Origin of the sequence: Pseudomonas sp. PvP028 (assembly GCF_017832255.1) — a bacterium.
Classification (GTDB): Bacteria; Pseudomonadota; Gammaproteobacteria; order Pseudomonadales; family Pseudomonadaceae; genus Aquipseudomonas; species Aquipseudomonas syringae.
Genome location: NZ_JAFIBL010000001.1, coordinates 2,458,728 through 2,475,451, shown reverse-complemented (window position 1 = coordinate 2,475,451; position 16,724 = coordinate 2,458,728). Strand labels below are relative to the sequence as shown.

Below are 16,724 nucleotides of genomic sequence, written 5' to 3'. Positions count from 1 at the left end.
AGGAGCAAGGCCATGACAGACAAGACGATCAGCGAAGGCGAACAGATCCGTCGCCAGGTGATGGGCGATGTCTACGTCGACCGCGCGCTGGGCAATGCCACCGAGTTCAGCCAGCCGCTGCAGGATTTCGTCAACGAGCACGCCTGGGGCAGCGTCTGGAGTCGCGAGGGCCTGCCATTGAAAACCCGCAGCCTGATCACCCTGGCCACCCTCACCGCCCTGAAATGCCCGCAAGAACTGAAAGGCCACGTTCGTGGCGCACTGAACAATGGCTGCACGGTCGAGGAGATTCGCGAAGCGCTGCTGCACTGCGCGGTGTACGCCGGCGTGCCAGCGGCCATCGACGCGTTTCGTGCGGCGCAGGAAGTGATCGACAGTTACGTCAAAGCGGATTAAATCCAGCCGCCCCATTGCAGGATGAAAATCCCCACGTTGGTCGTGACTGCTGCCGCCAGCGTGGTGATGACGATGATCGCAGCGGCCAGTTCGTAATTGCCGTTGGCCGTGCGCGCCATGATGTAGCTGGCTGCCGCTGTCGGGCTGCCGAAATACAGGAACAGAATCCCCAATTCAGCGCCGCGAAAACCCGCCAGCCAGGCGGCCAGCGTGCACAGCACTGGCAGCGTGATCATCTTCATGACGCTGGCACTGATAGCCAGCTTTCCACTCTTGCGCAACGAAGCCAGCGACAACGTGCCGCCGATGCAGATCAGTGCCAGCGGCAGGGTCATCTGGGCCAGGTAGCTGCCAGAGGTTTCCAGCCATTTGGGCAGGCCGATGGCGAAGTAAGCGAAGGGTGAGGCGATGATCACGCTGATGATCAGTGGGTTGGCCAGCACGCTTTTGAAGATGCTCCAGGGATCGGACTTGATCACCGGGCTGTAAACCGCCAATACCACCGTCGATAACGTGTTGTAGAAGACGATGACCAGCGCGGCGAGAATGGCGCCCAGTGAAATGCCATCAGGCCCGTACATGCTGGCCGCCAGGGCCAGACCGATAACCCCGTTATTGCCACGAAACGCGCCCTGGACGTAGATCCCGCGCTCTTCGTGCGGGCAGCGCCAGATCGCCCAGCACCAGGCGAATGCAAAACTCAGAAGCGTGGCGATGCTGAAAAAAATCAGCAGTTTGGGCTGCAGGGCGGTGCGCAGGTCGGCGTGAATAATGCCCAGAAACAGCAGCGCAGGCATGGTGACGTTGAACACCAGCCCGGAAGCCGCAACGATGAAACCATCATTGATCGCGCCGATTCGCCTGAGGAACACGCCCAGAAACAGCATGGCAAACACCGGGGCGGTGATGTTCAGGGTTTCGAGAAAAATAGCCAGCATGCAACGCGTCCGGTCCCGTCGTTAGGTAGCTCATGATAGGCCACCGACGGCGAGCATGTTGCACGGAATTTCCGAAACCCTGATCCCCCACCGCGACTGCCGCTTCTCAGACGATGCGACTGACTTCCTTCATAGGCTGGAGCTTGCGCTCGAAGACCGAGACGCCGTCCGGATCGCGCAGTGCCACGGTCAGTTCACCGGTCTGCCCGTCGATATTCACTTCGCCAAAGAATTGAAAACCCGCAAACGGCGAGGTGTTCTGCGCAGGGGGCGCCTTCTGGAACACCAGCTCGGGACCAAAGGTCTTGTCCAGCACGTTGGGACCATAGCTACCGGCATTCAATGGCCCGGCGACGAACTCCCAGAACGGGTCGAAGTCCTGAAATACGGCCAGATCCGGCTGGTAATGATGCGCGGCGCAGTAATGCACGTCGGCCGTCAGCCAGACACAATCGCGAACCTTCTGCGCGCGCAGGTACGCCAGCAATTCGGCGACCTCCAGTTCACGCCCCAACGCCGGGCCGTCATTGCCGTTGGCGATGGCCTCCCAACGCTGTACGCCGGGGCTGACCTCGCCATCCGGCACGCCCAGGCCAATGGGCATGTCCGCCGCGATCACTTTCCACTGCGCACGCGATGCAGTGAGCTCGCGCTTGAGCCAGTCCAGTTGCTCACGGCCCATGAATGCGGTGGTCGGACCCGGCTTGTCGGCCAGGTTGGCATCGTTGCCGGCGCGGTAACTGCGCATATCGAGGACGAACACGTCGAGCATCGGACCGTAGGGAATCTTGCGATAAATGCGCCCGCCGTTGTCGGCTTCCTGCAAGCGCAGCGGCGCATATTCCAGGTAAGCCTGGCGGGCACGCGAGGACAGCAGGCCGATGTCCTTGACCTTGTAGCGATCATCGAGCTGTTTGCTGGGCGACCAGTTGTTGGTCACTTCGTGATCATCCCACTGCCAGATCTGCGGGACTTCGGCGTTGAAGCGGCGCAGGTTTTCATCCATCAGGTTGTAACGGTAGTTGCCCCGGTATTCGTCGAGGGTCTCCGCCACCTTGCTCTTCGCCTCGGTGGTAATGTTGCGCCAGACGCGCCCGCCCTCCGTGGTGAGCTGCTCCGGCACCGGGCTGTCGGCGTAGATGGTGTCGCCGCTGTGGATAAAAAAGTCCGGCAAGCGCAAACGCATGGCTTCGTAGATACGCATACCGCCGATATCGGGGTTGATGCCAAAGCCCTGCCCCACCGTGTCGCCGCTCCAGACGAAGCGGATGTCGCGGCGCTGCTGCGGCGTGCTGCGCAGATGGCCGAACCACGGCTCGCTGACGACACCGCTCTGCGCATCCTCGAAAGACACCCGGTAGAAAATCGCCTGATCGACCGGCAGCCCGCTCAACTCGACCCGCGCGGTGAAGTCGCTACGCTGATCGGCCAGCGCCGACACCACGCGGCGTGGCTGGGTGAACATGCTGCGTGTGTCCCACTCGACGACCATGCGCGAAGGCCGGTCGCTACGACTCCAGACGATCGCCTTGTCGCCGAACACATCGCCGGACTGCACGCCATCCATCATCTTCGGACGATCCTGCACCGAGGCGATGACTGCCGGCGCAACACCTGGTAACAGCAGACCGGCACCTACCGTTCCGACGGCCTGGATGACACGGCGACGCTTGAGATCGAACTGGCTCACGGTTATCCCCTCGCTGACAGGCAAAAAAGCACCGTAACAGGGGAATATTGGCGCTGTATGACAACGCAGTAGATCAAGCGCATGGCAGACTTCAAAAACTTCCGGCGCCCGGTAACTGGTAAACTCCCGCGCCTTATTCCAGCCCGAGGCGCTCAGCATGTCTTCCTTGAATCAGGCGCTCAGCGTCGCCCTCGATCATCGCCAGGCCTTGCTTGATCAATTGCATGGGCAAGGCACGGACTGCTATCGACTGTTTCACGGCAGCCAGGAGGGTGCCAGCGGGCTCACCATCGACCGCTACGGCCCGCAATTGCTGGTGCAGAGCTTTCACACCCGCCTGGATCGCGATGCCCTGCTGGCACTGCATGAACAGGTCAACACGCGCCTGGGCCTGGAAACCCTGCTGGTCTACAACGATCGCTCGCAAGGCAATTCGCGCGTGGATCGCCATGACACCGTGTACAAGGCTGAAGAAGCGGCGCTGGCCGATCATGTCGGCCACGAATGGGGGCTCAATTACCGAGTCCGCGGCCGACATGCAGGCCAGGACCCGCTGTTGTTTCTCGACCTGCGCAACACCCGCGGCTGGGTCAAGCAGCACAGCGCCGGCAAAAGCGTGCTGAACCTGTTCGCCTACACCTGCGGCGTCGGTCTGAGTGCTGCGGCCGGTGGCGCGAGTGAAGTGTGCAATCTGGACTTCGCCGAGGGCAATCTGGCGGTGGGTCGCGAGAATGGTGCGCTCAATCCGCAACTGCCACCCATGCAATTCATCCAGTCGGATTATTTTCCGGCAATCCGCCAGTTGGCCGGCCTGCCCATTGCTGCACGCCGCAGCCAGCAATTGCCCAGCTACGTGAAACTGCAACAGCGTCAATATGATCTGGTCCTGCTCGACCCACCGGCCTGGGCCAAGAGCGCATTCGGCACCGTTGATTTGCTGCGCGACTATCAAAGCCTGCTCAAACCTGCGCTGTTGACCACGGCGGACGATGGTGTGCTGATCTGCTGCAACAATCTGGCGAAAGTCAGCATGCAGGACTGGCGTGAGCAGGTACTGCGCTGCGCCACCAAGGCTGGGCGTCCGGTACGCGACTGCCAGGAGATGCGTCCCGCCGCAGACTTCCCGTCTCAGGATAATCAACCGCCGCTGAAAACGCTGATTCTGCAACTCTGATCCGGCGCTTGCTATCGTAAAGTACAACCGGAAAGTTCCTACAAGCCGCGATGGCAGTGCCTTCGGAACCGAACAGGCATGCCATACTCCAAGGGCTTCCAAAAGAGAGAGACGCCGCTGCCCATGTCCAGAGGATTGAAACGCACACTTGGCTCCCTGCTGGCTGTGATCGCGCTCTACAGTTTGCTGGGATTTTTCATTCTTCCCGGCGTCGCTCTGCGGATCGCGAACCAGCAACTGGCCAATTACGCCACGGTGCCAGCAAAGCTCGAACGCCTGGAATTCAACCCCTTCACCCTGGAGCTGACACTTTGGGGCCTGAACATCGGCACGCCGGGGAAGGAGCAGGTCGCGTTTGAAAAGCTTTATGCCAATCTGCAAATCAACAGTCTGTGGACGCGGGCTCTGCATCTGCAACGCGTCGAGCTGATCAAACCGCGCACCGAGCTGCTGTTCGACAAACAGGGCAAGCTCAATCTGGCACAACTGTTCAAGCTGCCCGCCAGCGAACCGGCAAAGGACGAACCCGCCACTAAGCCATTCCCACTGCGTATCGACGAAATCAAACTGGCGGGAGGCTACGTTCACTTCCAGGACCTGCGCCCCAGCCAGCCCATCGAGTTTCTCTACGACGCGCTGGATTTCGAGCTCAAGAACCTCAGCACTCTGCCTGAAGACAATGCCGACATGACCTTGGTCGCAGCGGGTCCGGACGGTGGGCAGATCGACTGGGTCGGCCGCATCAGTCTGATCCCGATCGCCTCCGAGGGCACGCTGAAAGTCACCGACAGCAAGATGAAGCTGTGGTGGCCTTATGTGCGTGATGCCTTGCCGCTGGCGCTCGAGGACGGCGTGCTGAATTTCAGCACGGCCTACACACTGAATCTGTCCAAGGAAACCGAGCTGAAGTTGACCAACGTGTCAGCCAGTGTCGCGCCTTTCGCGCTCAACGCTCCCGACGGTCGCCCACTGGTACGCCTGCAACGCCTGGACGTCAGCGAAACATCGGTCGACCTCGCAAAGCAGCTGGTTACCGTAGGCAAGGTGCGCAGCCAGAAGCTGGAAACCTGGGCCGCGCGTGAAGCCGACGGGCAACTGGACTGGCAAAAACTGTTCGCCAGCCAAGCGCGCAAGCCCGCAGCAGCGCACACCCCAGCCGTGGACGAAAAAGCCGCTGAGCCAGCCCCGGCCACCGAGACCACCGCCAAAGCCAGCGCTCAACCCGTGGCGCAGAGCAAACCCTGGCAAGTCCTGTTGCGTGATGTGCAGTTGCGCAACTACATGGTCCATCTGGCAGATCGCGTGCCTCAAGAGCCGGTCGCGCTGGACGTTGGCCCGCTGAATCTGGACATCCAGAACTTCGACAGCCTGAACAAGGCGCCTTTCACGCTCAAGCTGGATACCGGGCTGGGCAAACAGGGCAATCTCACTGCCGCCGGTGACGTGAACCTCAACCCGGTCAGCGCTCGCCTCAACGTAACCACCCGCGACATCGACCTGCGCCTCGCCCAGGCCTACATCAGTCCGTTCATTCGTCTGGAGCTGCGCAGCGGCATGCTCGGCAGCGATCTGGCGGTCGACCTGAAAAGCACCGAGCCACTGGCGTTCAACGTCACCGGTAAAGCGCAGGTCAATCAGTTGCACACGCTGGATACGCTCAAACAGCGCGACTTCCTGAAGTGGCAGCAACTGGCGCTGGAGGGCCTGGACTACCAGCACGGCAAGGGCCTGTCGATTGCCAAAGTGAACATGGATCAGCCTTACGCGCGCTTCATGATCAATGAGGACCGCACCACCAACATCGATGATCTGTTGATCCCGCAGCCAGCCGACGCAGCTACCGGCAAGACCGCCGCCCAGCCAAAGGCAGCCAGAACCCAAGCCGCAGGCAAGAAGGAAAACCCGCTGGCGATCTACGTGGGTGAAGTGAATATCAACAATGGCTCGGCAAACTTTGCCGACATGACCCTGACCCCCAACTTCGCCACCGCAGTGCAGCAGCTTAACGGTCGTATCGGCACCATCGACAACCGCAAGCCTACACCGGCACCGGTGGACATCGAGGGCAAGGTCGACCGCTATGCGCCGGTGACCATCAAGGGCAGCCTCAACCCGTTCGACCCGATGGCCAGCCTGGATATCACCACCAGCTTCAAGCGCGTCGAGCTGACCAACCTGACCCCTTACTCCGGCAAGTTCGCAGGCTTCCGGATCCGCAAGGGCCGGCTCAATCTCGACCTGCACTACCTGATCACCAAGGGTCAGCTAAAGGCCCAGAACAAGGTGCTGGTGGAGCAGTTGCAACTGGGTGAGCGGGTCGACAGTCCGGATGCGCTGGACTTGCCTATTCGCCTGGCGGTCGCGTTGCTCAAGGATACCAAGGGGCGCATTTCCCTCGAACTGCCCATCGAAGGCGACCTGAACAACCCGCAGTTCAGCGTCATGCCGATTGTCTGGCAGACCCTGCGCAATCTGGTGCTGCGTGCAGCGCAGGCCCCGTTCAAGATGCTCGGCGGGCTGGTTGCCGGTGGAAGCTCCGAGGACCTCGGCAGCGTAAGTTTCGCGCCAGGCTCCAGTGACTTGTCGGCAGAGGCGCAAAAGGCTCTGGACAAGCTCTCGGTAGCGCTCAAGGAGCGTCCGGACCTGAAACTGGAGATCGAAGGCACCAGCGCCGCCAGCAGTGACGGTCCATTGATCGCCCAGCAAAGGCTGGAACGCGAATACCAGTACACGTATTACAAGATCCTCCAGCGACGCGGCGACAAGGTTCCAGCCAAGGCCGGCTTGATAGAGGTCCCGGAAGAGGAAAAGACGCCTATGCTCGAAGGTATCTACAGGACACGCCTGAAACAGCAACCGCCCGCTGAATGGACCAGTCTGGGCAAGGAACAACGTGCTGCCCAGATGCGTGCCGCCGTACTCAAGTTCTGGAGCAGTAACGAGGTGCTGCTGCGCGAACTGGGCCAGAGCAGAGCCAGCAGCATCAAGGATTACCTGGTGGACAAGGGCAAGCTCGAAGACGCTCGCGTGTACTTCGTCGACGCGCAACTGGGCCAGGCCCAACCGGATGGTAAAGTCATCAGCCCCCTCCACCTCGACAGCGAATGAAGCCTTTGGCACACACCCGAATCAAACGACTGATCAACCTGACCCTCGCCGCCATGGCCGGGTCAGTTGTCGCATCAGCGTATGCCAGTTCGACCCTGCGTTGCGGCAGCCAACTGGTCAGCACCGGTGACCGGGCGTTCGAAGTCCAGCAGAAGTGCGGCGAACCGGTCAGCCAGGAAGTGCTCGGCACTCAGGAAACCTTCAATAGCAATTATCGAAGGTCCGAAGCCGTGAGGATCGAGGAGTGGATATACGGTCCTGATAACGGCATGTATCAGTACCTGCGCTTCGAAGGCGGGCGCCTGGTGGGCATTGAGAGCAAACGCCGCAACTGATCCCCCCTGCTTCCCTTGATCTGTTTAGTAGCGCCCATAGAAAAGGCCCCGACTCTTCAGTCGGGGCCTTTAATGGCTACATCCTTGTAGCCTCGCATGAACCTTCCATCAATCAATGACTGCGGCTGTTCATGAGCAGTATTCGATTACTCGGCTTTCAGGCCAGCAGCCGATACGTCTTTAACGCCTTTGATTTTCTTGGCGATAGCGACGGCAGTAGTTTTCTGAGCTTCAGTCACTTTTACCATGGAGGACAGGGAAACCACGCCTTTGTTGGTCTCAACCTTGATGTCCGAGCCTGGGATGCCTTTTTCGGTCAGCAGGTCGGCTTTGACTTTGGTGGTGATCCAGGTATCAGAAGTATCTTCTTTGACTTCTTGAGTAGTGGTGTTAGCTGCCAGAACCATTGGCGCTTGGGCCGAGGTCTGTGCGAAAGCAGCGTTGGCCATGGTCAGAGTCAGGGCAGTAGCGGTAGCAGCGGCAATAGCGAACTTCTTCATACGATAACTCCTGTTTTTCTCAAAATCTGCACCAGCATGTGGTGGCAGGGTTAACTGGTATATCGCAAGCGGTGTGCCAAAAGCAAGCTAGTAAAAATAACGTTTAAAATCAATTGCTTAGATTTTTAGTTATTTTGCTGAGTCGTGCAGATTGCCCGTTCATGCAAACCCGGGCTTGCAAGATGCATGTTTGCACCGAGCAGTTTGCATGCTCCATTGGTAAGCCTCTAATTGCGCTCATAAAAAAAGGACTCCGAAGAGTCCCTTTTTCACATACCGCTCAGATCGATCAGACGCCCGACGCTTTCGCTGCGGCTACGTCTTTGATCGACAGCTTGATACGGCCGCGGTTATCCACGTCCAGTACCAGTACTTCGACTTCCTGACCTTCCTTGAGGATGTCGGTCACTTTCTCTACGCGAGCATCGCTCAGCATCGAGATGTGAACCAGACCGTCCTTGCCCGGCAGGATGTTGACGAATGCGCCGAAATCGACGATGCGCTCAACCTTGCCGACGTAGATCTTGCCGATTTCCGCTTCTGCGGTGATGCCCAGAACGCGCTGACGTGCTGCCTCAGCCGCTTCCTTGGACTCGCCGAAGATCTTGATCGAGCCGTCGTCTTCGATGTCGATCGAAGCCTTGGTCTCTTCGCAGATGGCACGGATGGTTGCGCCACCCTTGCCGATCACGTCACGGATCTTGTCGGTGTCGATCTTCATCGCGATCATGGTCGGAGCGTTGGCCGACAGTTCGTTACGCGACTGACCGATGATCTGGTTCATCTGGCCGAGGATGTTCAGGCGAGCTTCCAGGGCCTGGCCCAGGGCGATCTCCATGATTTCTTCGGTGATGCCTTTGATCTTGATGTCCATCTGCAGCGCGGTAACACCTTTGGAGGTACCGGCTACCTTGAAGTCCATGTCACCCAGGTGGTCTTCGTCACCCAGGATGTCGGTCAGAATCGCGAACTTCTCGCCTTCCTTGACCAGACCCATGGCGATACCGGCAACCGGCGCCTTCATCGGCACACCAGCGTCCATCAGAGCCAGGGAAGCACCGCAGACCGAAGCCATGGAGCTGGAGCCGTTGGACTCGGTGATTTCCGATACGACACGGATGGTGTACGGGAACACGTCAGCGCCTGGCAGCATGGCCTGGACACTGCGACGGGCCAGACGGCCGTGACCGATTTCACGACGACCTGCACCGCCCATGCGACCACACTCGCCCACCGAGAACGGAGGGAAGTTGTAGTGCAGCATGAAGGGGTCTTTTTTCTCGCCTTCGAGGGTATCGAGCAGCTGTGCGTCACGTGCAGTACCCAGCGTGGCAACGACCAGCGCCTGAGTTTCGCCACGGGTGAACAGTGCCGAACCGTGAGTCTTTGGCAGAACGCCGACTTCGATGTTCAGAGGACGAACGGTGCGGGTGTCACGGCCATCGATACGCGGCTTGCCGTTGACGATGTTTTCGCGAACGGTGCGGTATTCGATTTCGCCGAAAGCGGCTTTGACTTCGCTGGCAGACGGGCTGCCTTCTTCCACAGCCAGTTTGGCAACGATCTGATCTTTCAGCTCGCCCAGACGCGCATAACGGTCGGCTTTGACGGTGATGGTGTAAGCCTGGGAGATCGCTTCGCCGAACTCGGAGCGGATAGCGCTCAGCAGTTCAGTCGCTTCAGGCTTAGGCTGCCAGGCCCAGGTAGGCTTGGCGGCTTCGGCAGCCAGTTCCTTGATGGCGTTGATCACGACCTGGAACTCGTCATGCGCGAACAGCACAGCGCCCAGCATCTGGTCTTCGGTCAGCTCTTTGGCTTCCGACTCAACCATCAGAACGGCTTCGGAAGTACCGGCAACGACCATGTCCAGGCTCGAAGCCTGCAACTGCTCGTAAGTAGGGTTCAACAGGTAGCCGGTGCTTTCGTGGAAAGCAACGCGGGCAGCACCGACCGGACCGTCAAACGGGATACCGGAGATGGCCAGGGCAGCCGAAGTACCGATCATCGCAGCGATGTCCGGATCGATTTTCTTGCTGGTGGAGACGACGGTGCAGACAACCTGCACTTCGTTCATGAAGCCTTCTGGAAACAACGGGCGGATCGGACGGTCGATCAGGCGCGAAGTCAGGGTTTCTTTCTCGGAAGGACGGCCTTCACGCTTGAAGAAACCGCCAGGAATCTTGCCGGCAGCGTAGGTTTTTTCCTGATAGTGCACGGACAGAGGGAAGAAGCCTTTGCCAGCGTCAGCCTGTTTGGCGCCGACCACAGTCACGAGTACGCTGACGTCGTCGTCAACGGTGACCAATACTGCACCAGAGGCTTGACGGGCGATACGGCCTGTCTCGAGGGTTACGGTCGATTGACCGAACTGAAACTTTTTGATTACCGGGTTCACGGTTTCCTACCTTTCTTTGTGGCTCTTGGGGAACTGGTTTCTTGCGAATTCTTGGGCAGCGTGGGGAATCGGCCCCTTCCACAGCCCAGATAAAACTTGAGGCTGGGAGCCTGCCAGAACCACCGGGAAAACCCGACGGATCGTGACAGACAACCAACCTCTAGCAACGTCGTTATTAGCGACGCAGACCCAGACGACCGATCAGGGCGCTGTAACGGCTAACGTCCTTACCTTTCAGGTAATCCAGCAGCTTGCGACGCTGGTTTACCATACGGATCAGACCACGACGCGAGTGGTGGTCCTTACCGTTGGCCTTGAAGTGGCCTTGCAGTTTGTTGATGTTGGCGGTCAGCAGTGCAACTTGCACTTCTGGCGAACCAGTATCACCAACAGCTTGCTGGTAGTCGGTTACGATCTGAGCTTTTTCTTCAACGCTGAGTGCCATGTGGGCAATCCTTTTGTGCAAGGAAGCGTTTCCGGAGAAACGTTTCCAACAGGCCGAGGACAGATCCTCGTATTAAAAAATGAGGTATGACCGTGCCTGTTGACAGCCATCCTCGTTCCACCCCACTCGCCGGCAAGCCGACGGCTGGACTGGTTTCGGTCACTCTGACCGAATCAGGCGACGCGGCGCAATGCGCCCGTCTTCGGCGACTTCACCGATACCGATGAAGCGACCTTCGTGATCCTGCACGCGAACCATACCGAATTTCGGTGCGTCCGGCGCGCGCACTGGCTGACCATGCAACCAGTAAAACGAACTGTGTTCCGAAAACTTCAACAGCGGCCAGTCCAGCAGACCGCTGTCCGATGGCATCAGGAAACGGTCAACCGCTTCATTGCCGCCGTCGGCATGCACCTGCTCGAGCTCTTCCAGCGTCACTGTCTGAGCCAGCGTGAAAGGCCCGGCCTGGGTACGACGCAGCTCTGCGACATAAGCACCACAACCAAGCTTCTCACCGATATCCTCGACCAGCGTGCGGATATAGGTGCCTTTGCTGCAATCGACGGACAGACGTGCCGTGTCACCTTCGCAAGCAAGTAATTCCAGGCGCGCAATAGTAACAGAACGGGGCTCGCGCTCCACTACTTCCCCTGCACGCGCCAGCTTGTAAAGTGGCTGGCCATCACGCTTGAGGGCCGAGTACATGGGAGGTATCTGACTGATTTGTCCGCGAAAATGCGGCAGAACCGCTTCAATATCGTCACGACCAACGGTCACCGGACGCGTGAGCAGAACCTCGCCTTCTGAGTCGGCAGTGGTAGTGGTTTTACCGAGTTGCGCCAGGGTCTCGTAGGACTTGTCCGAATCGAGCAGGTACTGAGAGAACTTGGTCGCTTCACCAAAGCACAACGGCAGAACGCCCGTTGCCAGAGGATCAAGGCTGCCGGTGTGCCCGGCTTTCTCGGCATTGAGCAGCCAGCGAACCTTTTGCAGAGCGGCGTTGGAAGTGAAACCCAGTGGCTTGTCGAGCAGGATGATCCCGCTGACATTGCGGCGTATACGCTTGACCTGAGCCACTCTTTATTCCTCGGTACTTTCAGGCTTTGCATCCGGCGATGCAGGGCCTTCCTGATGCTGGCCGTCTTCTGCCACGGCACGCTCGATCAGTGCCGAGAGATGCGCGCCACGCACGACGCTTTCGTCATAGTGGAAATGCAGTTGAGGCACGCTGCGCAGCTTCATCTCACGGGCCAACTGCATACGCAGGAAACCTGCAGCAGCGTTGAGCACCTTGATGGTCTGCGCGATTTCTTCCGCGCTGTCCTGGCCCATGACGGTCATGAAAATCTTCGCATGACCCACGTCACGGCTGACGTCTACGGCGGTGATGGTGACCAGACCCACGCGTGGGTCCTTGATTTCGCGACGGATCAGCTGCGCCAGTTCGCGCTGCATCTGATCGCCGATACGTTGGGTACGGCTGTATTCTTTTGCCATGCTTGTTACCTGTTACTGATCCGGGACCAAACCCTGACAGTCTGAAAGCGGCAAACGCCCGGCCTGACACTTGCCAGACCGGGCGTTGCGTTTAGAGCCCATGAGGAAAGCAGAGCATTTGCATGCAAGGCTTCCACCATGACTCCTGAAGCTCGCGATTTAGAGGCTGCGAGCCACTTGGACCTTCTCGAAGACTTCGATCTTGTCACCGACCTTGACGTCGTTGTAGCTCTTGACGCCGATACCGCATTCCATGCCTGCACGTACTTCGGCAGCGTCGTCCTTGAAGCGGCGCAGGGATTCCAGCTCGCCTTCAAAGATAACGATGTCTTCGCGCAGAACACGAATCGGACGGTTACGGTAGACAGTGCCTTCCAGAACCATACACCCTGCGATCGCGCCGAATTTCGGCGAACGGAACACATCGCGGACTTCGGCGATACCCAGGATATTCTCCCGGACGTCGCTGCCAAGCATGCCGGTAAGGGCTTTCTTGACGTCTTCGATGATGTCGTAGATCACGTTGTAGTAACGCATATCCAGACCTTCCTGCTCGACGATCTTGCGCGCGCCAGCGTCGGCACGCACGTTGAAGCCGAACAGTACAGCGTTGGAGGCCAGTGCCAGGTTGGCGTCGCTCTCGGTGATACCACCGACACCGCCACCGACCACGCGCACTTGCACTTCGTCGTTACCCAGGCCGTTCAAGGCGCCGTTCAACGCTTCGAGGGAACCGCGTACGTCAGATTTGAGGACGATGTTGAGCGTCTTCTTCTCTGCCTGACCCATGTTCTCGAAGATGTTTTCCAGCTTGCCAGCGTGAGCACGGGCCAGTTTGACTTCGCGGAACTTGCCTTGACGGAACAGAGCCACTTCACGGGCTTTCTTCTCGTCCGACAGCACGCTCATCTCGTCGCCAGCGTCCGGTGTACCGTCCAGGCCGAGGATCTCGACAGGGATGGAAGGACCTGCTTCTTTGACCGGCTTGCCGTTCTCGTCGAGCATGGCGCGGATGCGGCCGAAGTTCGAACCGACCAGAACCATGTCGCCCTGACGCAGCGTACCGTCCTGAACCAGAACAGTAGCGACCGGACCACGGCCCTTGTCCAGACGGGACTCGACAACGACACCACGACCAGGGGCCGACGGGGTTGCCTTGAGTTCCAGGACTTCGGCCTGCAGCAGAACAGCTTCCAGCAATTCGTCGACGCCAGTACCCATCTTCGCGGAGACCGAAACGAAAGGCGTATCACCGCCCCACTCTTCGGACGTCACGCCATGGACCGACAGCTCGCTGCGGATACGATCGAGGTCAGCACCAGGCTTGTCGATCTTGTTCACCGCAACAACCAGCGGAACGCCAGCCGCAACAGCATGCTGAACAGCTTCGATGGTCTGAGGCATCACGCCGTCGTCAGCTGCAACAACCAGAATCACGATATCCGTTGCCTTGGCACCGCGGGCACGCATGGCGGTAAACGCAGCGTGACCAGGGGTGTCGAGGAACGTGACCATGCCGCGTTCGGTTTCAACGTGGTAGGCACCGATATGCTGGGTGATGCCGCCGGCTTCGCCAGCTGCAACCTTGGCACGACGGATGTAGTCGAGCAGCGAGGTCTTACCGTGGTCGACGTGGCCCATTACGGTCACAACCGGTGCACGGGAGAACGACTCACCTTCGAACTTCAGCGATTCGGCCAGGGAATCTTCCAGGGCGTTGTCGCTGACCAGCGTGACCTTGTGGCCCAGCTCTTCGGCGATCAACTGGGCAGTTTCCTGATCCAGTACCTGGTTGATGGTCACCGGGGTGCCCATCTTGAACATGAACTTGATGACTTCAGCAGCCTTGACCGACATCTGTGCCGACAATTCGCCGACAGTGATGGTCTCGCCAATGGCCACGTCACGGATGACCGGGCCGGTAGGGCTCTGGAAACCATGCGCGTTACGCTTCTTCAGCTTGCCCTTGCCACGACCACCACGACGGAAGCTGTCGCTTTCTTCGTCGGTAGTGCGAGGAGCAACGCGAGGGGCCGGAGCCTTCTCCTTGACCGAAGCGCGATGCGGAGCGTTTTTACGCTCGCCGTCGCCACCACGGGCGTTGCGGTCGTCAGCACGAGGCTTGTCAGGGCGACGTTGTTCGTCACGCTTGCGAGCATCGGCAGAAGGCGCTGCGCTGGCCGGTGCCGGAGCAGCAGCTGCTGGCGATGCTTCGCGCACAGGCTCGGCGGCGGCAACAGGCTCGGCAGCAGCCGAAGCAGGCTGGCTAGCAGCAGGCTGATTGCGCGCATCTTCTTCAGCGCGACGCTTGGCTTCTTCTTCAGCCTTTTGACGAGCGGCGTTTTCTACCGCACGGCGTTCGTCCATCTCGCGCTTGCGCTCGGCTTCGATCTCTTCCGGGCTACGCTGCACAAAGACTTTCTTCTTGCGCACTTCAACGCTGATGCTCTTGCTGCCAGCAACTCGCAGGGTGCTGGTGGTTTTGCGCTGCAAGGTAATCTTGCGAGGCTCTTCCACCTTGGCCTTGTGACCGCTTTTCAAGTGCGTCAACAAGGCTTGTTTTTCGTTATCGGTCACAACTTGCTCGGCGGCGGTGTGCGGCAGACCTGCCTCACGCATCTGCTGTAACAGGCGCTCTACCGGTGTGTCGACCACTTTGGCCAGTTCTTTCACCGTGACTTGCGTCATGCACTTCTCTCCTCAGGCCGCGCCCAATTACTCGAACCAGTGGGCTCGGGCGGCCATGATCAACTTGCCGGCACGATCATCGTCAATGCCGTCGATGTCGAGCAGGTCATCTATAGACTGCTCGGCCAGGTCTTCGCGGGTAATTACGCCGCGCACCGCCAGTTCCATCGCCAAATCCTTGTCCATACCCTCAAGCGAGAGCAGGTCTTCGGCCGGATGGGCGTCTGCCAGCTTTTCCTCTGTAGCGATGGCTTTAGTCAACAAACGATCCTTGGCACGAGCGCGAAGCTCGTTGACGATGTCTTCGTCAAAGCCGTCGATGTTGAGCATTTCTTCCAACGGTACGTAGGCAATCTCTTCCAGGCTGGTGAAGCCTTCATCAACCAGCACCTGTGCCAATTCTTCATCGACTTCGAGTTCTTCGATGAAATTGCGCAGGATGTCACCGGTTTCAGCTTGCTGCTTGGCCTGGATGTCCGATTCGGTCATTACGTTCAGGGTCCAGCCAGTCAGCTGACTTGCCAGACGCACGTTCTGACCGCCACGACCAATAGCCTGGGCCAGGTTGTCCGCTCCCACTGCGATATCCATTGCATGCGCGTCTTCATCTACGATGATTGCCGCTACTTCTGCAGGGGACATTGCATTGATCACGAACTGCGCCGGGTTATCGTCCCAAAGAACGATATCCACACGCTCGCCACCCAGCTCGCCGGAAACAGCCTGAACTCGCGAACCGCGCATGCCGATACAGGCACCTTGCGGGTCGATTCGTTTATCCTTGGAGCGAACAGCGATTTTCGCACGAGAGCCCGGGTCACGGGAGGCAGCCATCACCTCGATCAGACCTTCGGCAATTTCCGGCACTTCAATGCGGAAAAGCTCGATCAGCATCTCTGGCGCAGTACGCGACAGGATCAGCTGAGGGCCACGGTTTTCGGTGCGAATTTCCTTCAGCAGAGCACGGACGCGAACACCGACCCGGAAAGTTTCCCGGGAAATGATGTCTTCACGAGCCAGCAAGGCTTCGGCATTGTTACCCAGGTCAACGATGACATTGTCACGCGTAACCTTTTTAACAGTACCAGAAATGATTTCACCCAGACGCTCGCGGTAGGCGTCGACTACCTGAGCACGCTCGGCTTCGCGAACTTTCTGCACAATGACTTGCTTGGCGGTCTGCGCAGCGATACGACCGAATTCGATGGAATCGATTTTTTCTTCGATCAGGTCGCCGGCAACAGCACCCGGCTTTTTCGCCTGGGCCTGATCCACGGCCAATTCGTAAGCAGGATCGTCCAGATCTTCGTCTTCGACAACTGTCCAGCGACGGAAAGTCTCGTAGTTGCCTGTCTGGCGATTGATCTCTACACGCAATTCTACTTCATCTTCAAAACGTTTCTTGGTAGCAGTGGCCAGAGCCAGCTCCAGCGCTTCAAAAATGACACTTGCCGGAACGCCCTTTTCATTGGACACCGACTCAACAACCAGCAGTACTTCTTTGCTCATCGTACGCCTCGCCTTTCGCAAGCCATTGGATCCGCGGGATCCGCAGTAA

The 16,724-nt window shown here is 58.8% G+C and carries 13 protein-coding genes; 4 read left to right on the top strand and 9 right to left on the bottom strand.

Going from position 1 to position 16,724, the window contains the following annotated elements:
- The first annotated feature begins 12 nt into the window (after positions 1–12).
- Positions 13–396: a carboxymuconolactone decarboxylase family protein gene (locus tag JOE34_RS11020; protein ID WP_003340604.1), complete on the top strand. Its 384-nt coding sequence runs from the start codon at positions 13–15 to the stop codon at positions 394–396.
- Here the strand turns inward: JOE34_RS11020 and JOE34_RS11015 are convergent.
- Together JOE34_RS11015 and JOE34_RS11010 are read right to left on the bottom strand one after the other, a co-directional pair.
- Complete coding sequence (locus JOE34_RS11015; RefSeq protein ID WP_003395218.1) at positions 393–1,334, bottom strand: AEC family transporter; 942 nt, start codon at positions 1,332–1,334, stop codon at positions 393–395. The two genes, JOE34_RS11020 and JOE34_RS11015, sit on opposite strands and share 4 nt — an antisense overlap.
- A 106-nt stretch (positions 1,335–1,440) precedes the next feature.
- Complete coding sequence (locus JOE34_RS11010) at positions 1,441–3,024, bottom strand: alkaline phosphatase D family protein (protein WP_209995736.1); 1,584 nt, start codon at positions 3,022–3,024, stop codon at positions 1,441–1,443.
- A gap of 157 nt (positions 3,025–3,181) precedes the next feature.
- Between JOE34_RS11010 and JOE34_RS11005 the strand changes: the two genes are divergently transcribed.
- The 3 genes from JOE34_RS11005 to JOE34_RS10995 all read left to right on the top strand — a co-directional run bounded on the left by JOE34_RS11005 (position 3,182) and on the right by JOE34_RS10995 (position 7,641).
- The gene (locus JOE34_RS11005; RefSeq protein ID WP_209995728.1) at positions 3,182–4,198 is read left to right on the top strand and encodes a class I SAM-dependent methyltransferase; all 1,017 of its coding nucleotides are present in this window, start codon (positions 3,182–3,184) and stop codon (positions 4,196–4,198) included.
- Positions 4,199–4,321: 123 nt separating this feature from the next.
- Complete coding sequence (locus JOE34_RS11000) at positions 4,322–7,306, top strand: DUF748 domain-containing protein (RefSeq protein ID WP_209996855.1); 2,985 nt, start codon at positions 4,322–4,324, stop codon at positions 7,304–7,306.
- A complete protein-coding gene (locus tag JOE34_RS10995) occupies positions 7,303–7,641 on the top strand; it encodes a DUF2845 domain-containing protein (RefSeq protein ID WP_003340594.1) in 339 nt (112 codons plus the stop codon). Before JOE34_RS11000 ends, JOE34_RS10995 begins: the two co-directional genes overlap by 4 nt.
- A gap of 146 nt (positions 7,642–7,787) precedes the next feature.
- Here the strand turns inward: JOE34_RS10995 and JOE34_RS10990 are convergent, their stop codons facing one another.
- The 7 genes from JOE34_RS10990 to nusA form a co-directional block, all read right to left on the bottom strand.
- Positions 7,788–8,141 carry a BON domain-containing protein gene (locus JOE34_RS10990; RefSeq protein WP_003313621.1) on the bottom strand — a complete coding sequence of 118 codons (354 nt, stop codon included), beginning with the start codon at positions 8,139–8,141 and terminating at the stop codon, positions 7,788–7,790.
- Between the two features lie 289 nt (positions 8,142–8,430).
- The gene (gene pnp, locus JOE34_RS10985; RefSeq protein WP_003340592.1) at positions 8,431–10,536 is read right to left on the bottom strand and encodes a polyribonucleotide nucleotidyltransferase; all 2,106 of its coding nucleotides are present in this window, start codon (positions 10,534–10,536) and stop codon (positions 8,431–8,433) included.
- 175 nt (positions 10,537–10,711) lie between these two features.
- Positions 10,712–10,981: a 30S ribosomal protein S15 gene (rpsO, locus tag JOE34_RS10980; RefSeq protein ID WP_002555121.1), complete on the bottom strand. Its 270-nt coding sequence runs from the start codon at positions 10,979–10,981 to the stop codon at positions 10,712–10,714.
- Positions 10,982–11,140: 159 nt separating this feature from the next.
- Positions 11,141–12,058, bottom strand: coding sequence for a tRNA pseudouridine(55) synthase TruB (gene truB / locus JOE34_RS10975; RefSeq protein ID WP_004416157.1), 918 nt, complete (start codon positions 12,056–12,058; stop codon positions 11,141–11,143).
- Positions 12,059–12,061: 3 nt separating this feature from the next.
- Positions 12,062–12,478, bottom strand: coding sequence for a 30S ribosome-binding factor RbfA (gene rbfA, locus JOE34_RS10970; protein ID WP_003424544.1), 417 nt, complete (start codon positions 12,476–12,478; stop codon positions 12,062–12,064).
- 159 nt (positions 12,479–12,637) lie between these two features.
- On the bottom strand, positions 12,638–15,166 hold the full coding sequence (infB, locus tag JOE34_RS10965; protein ID WP_024664112.1) for a translation initiation factor IF-2: 2,529 nt from the start codon (positions 15,164–15,166) through the stop codon (positions 12,638–12,640).
- Positions 15,167–15,193: 27 nt separating this feature from the next.
- Positions 15,194–16,675, bottom strand: coding sequence for a transcription termination factor NusA (gene nusA / locus JOE34_RS10960; protein WP_003340582.1), 1,482 nt, complete (start codon positions 16,673–16,675; stop codon positions 15,194–15,196).
- Positions 16,676–16,724 lie beyond the last annotated feature (49 nt).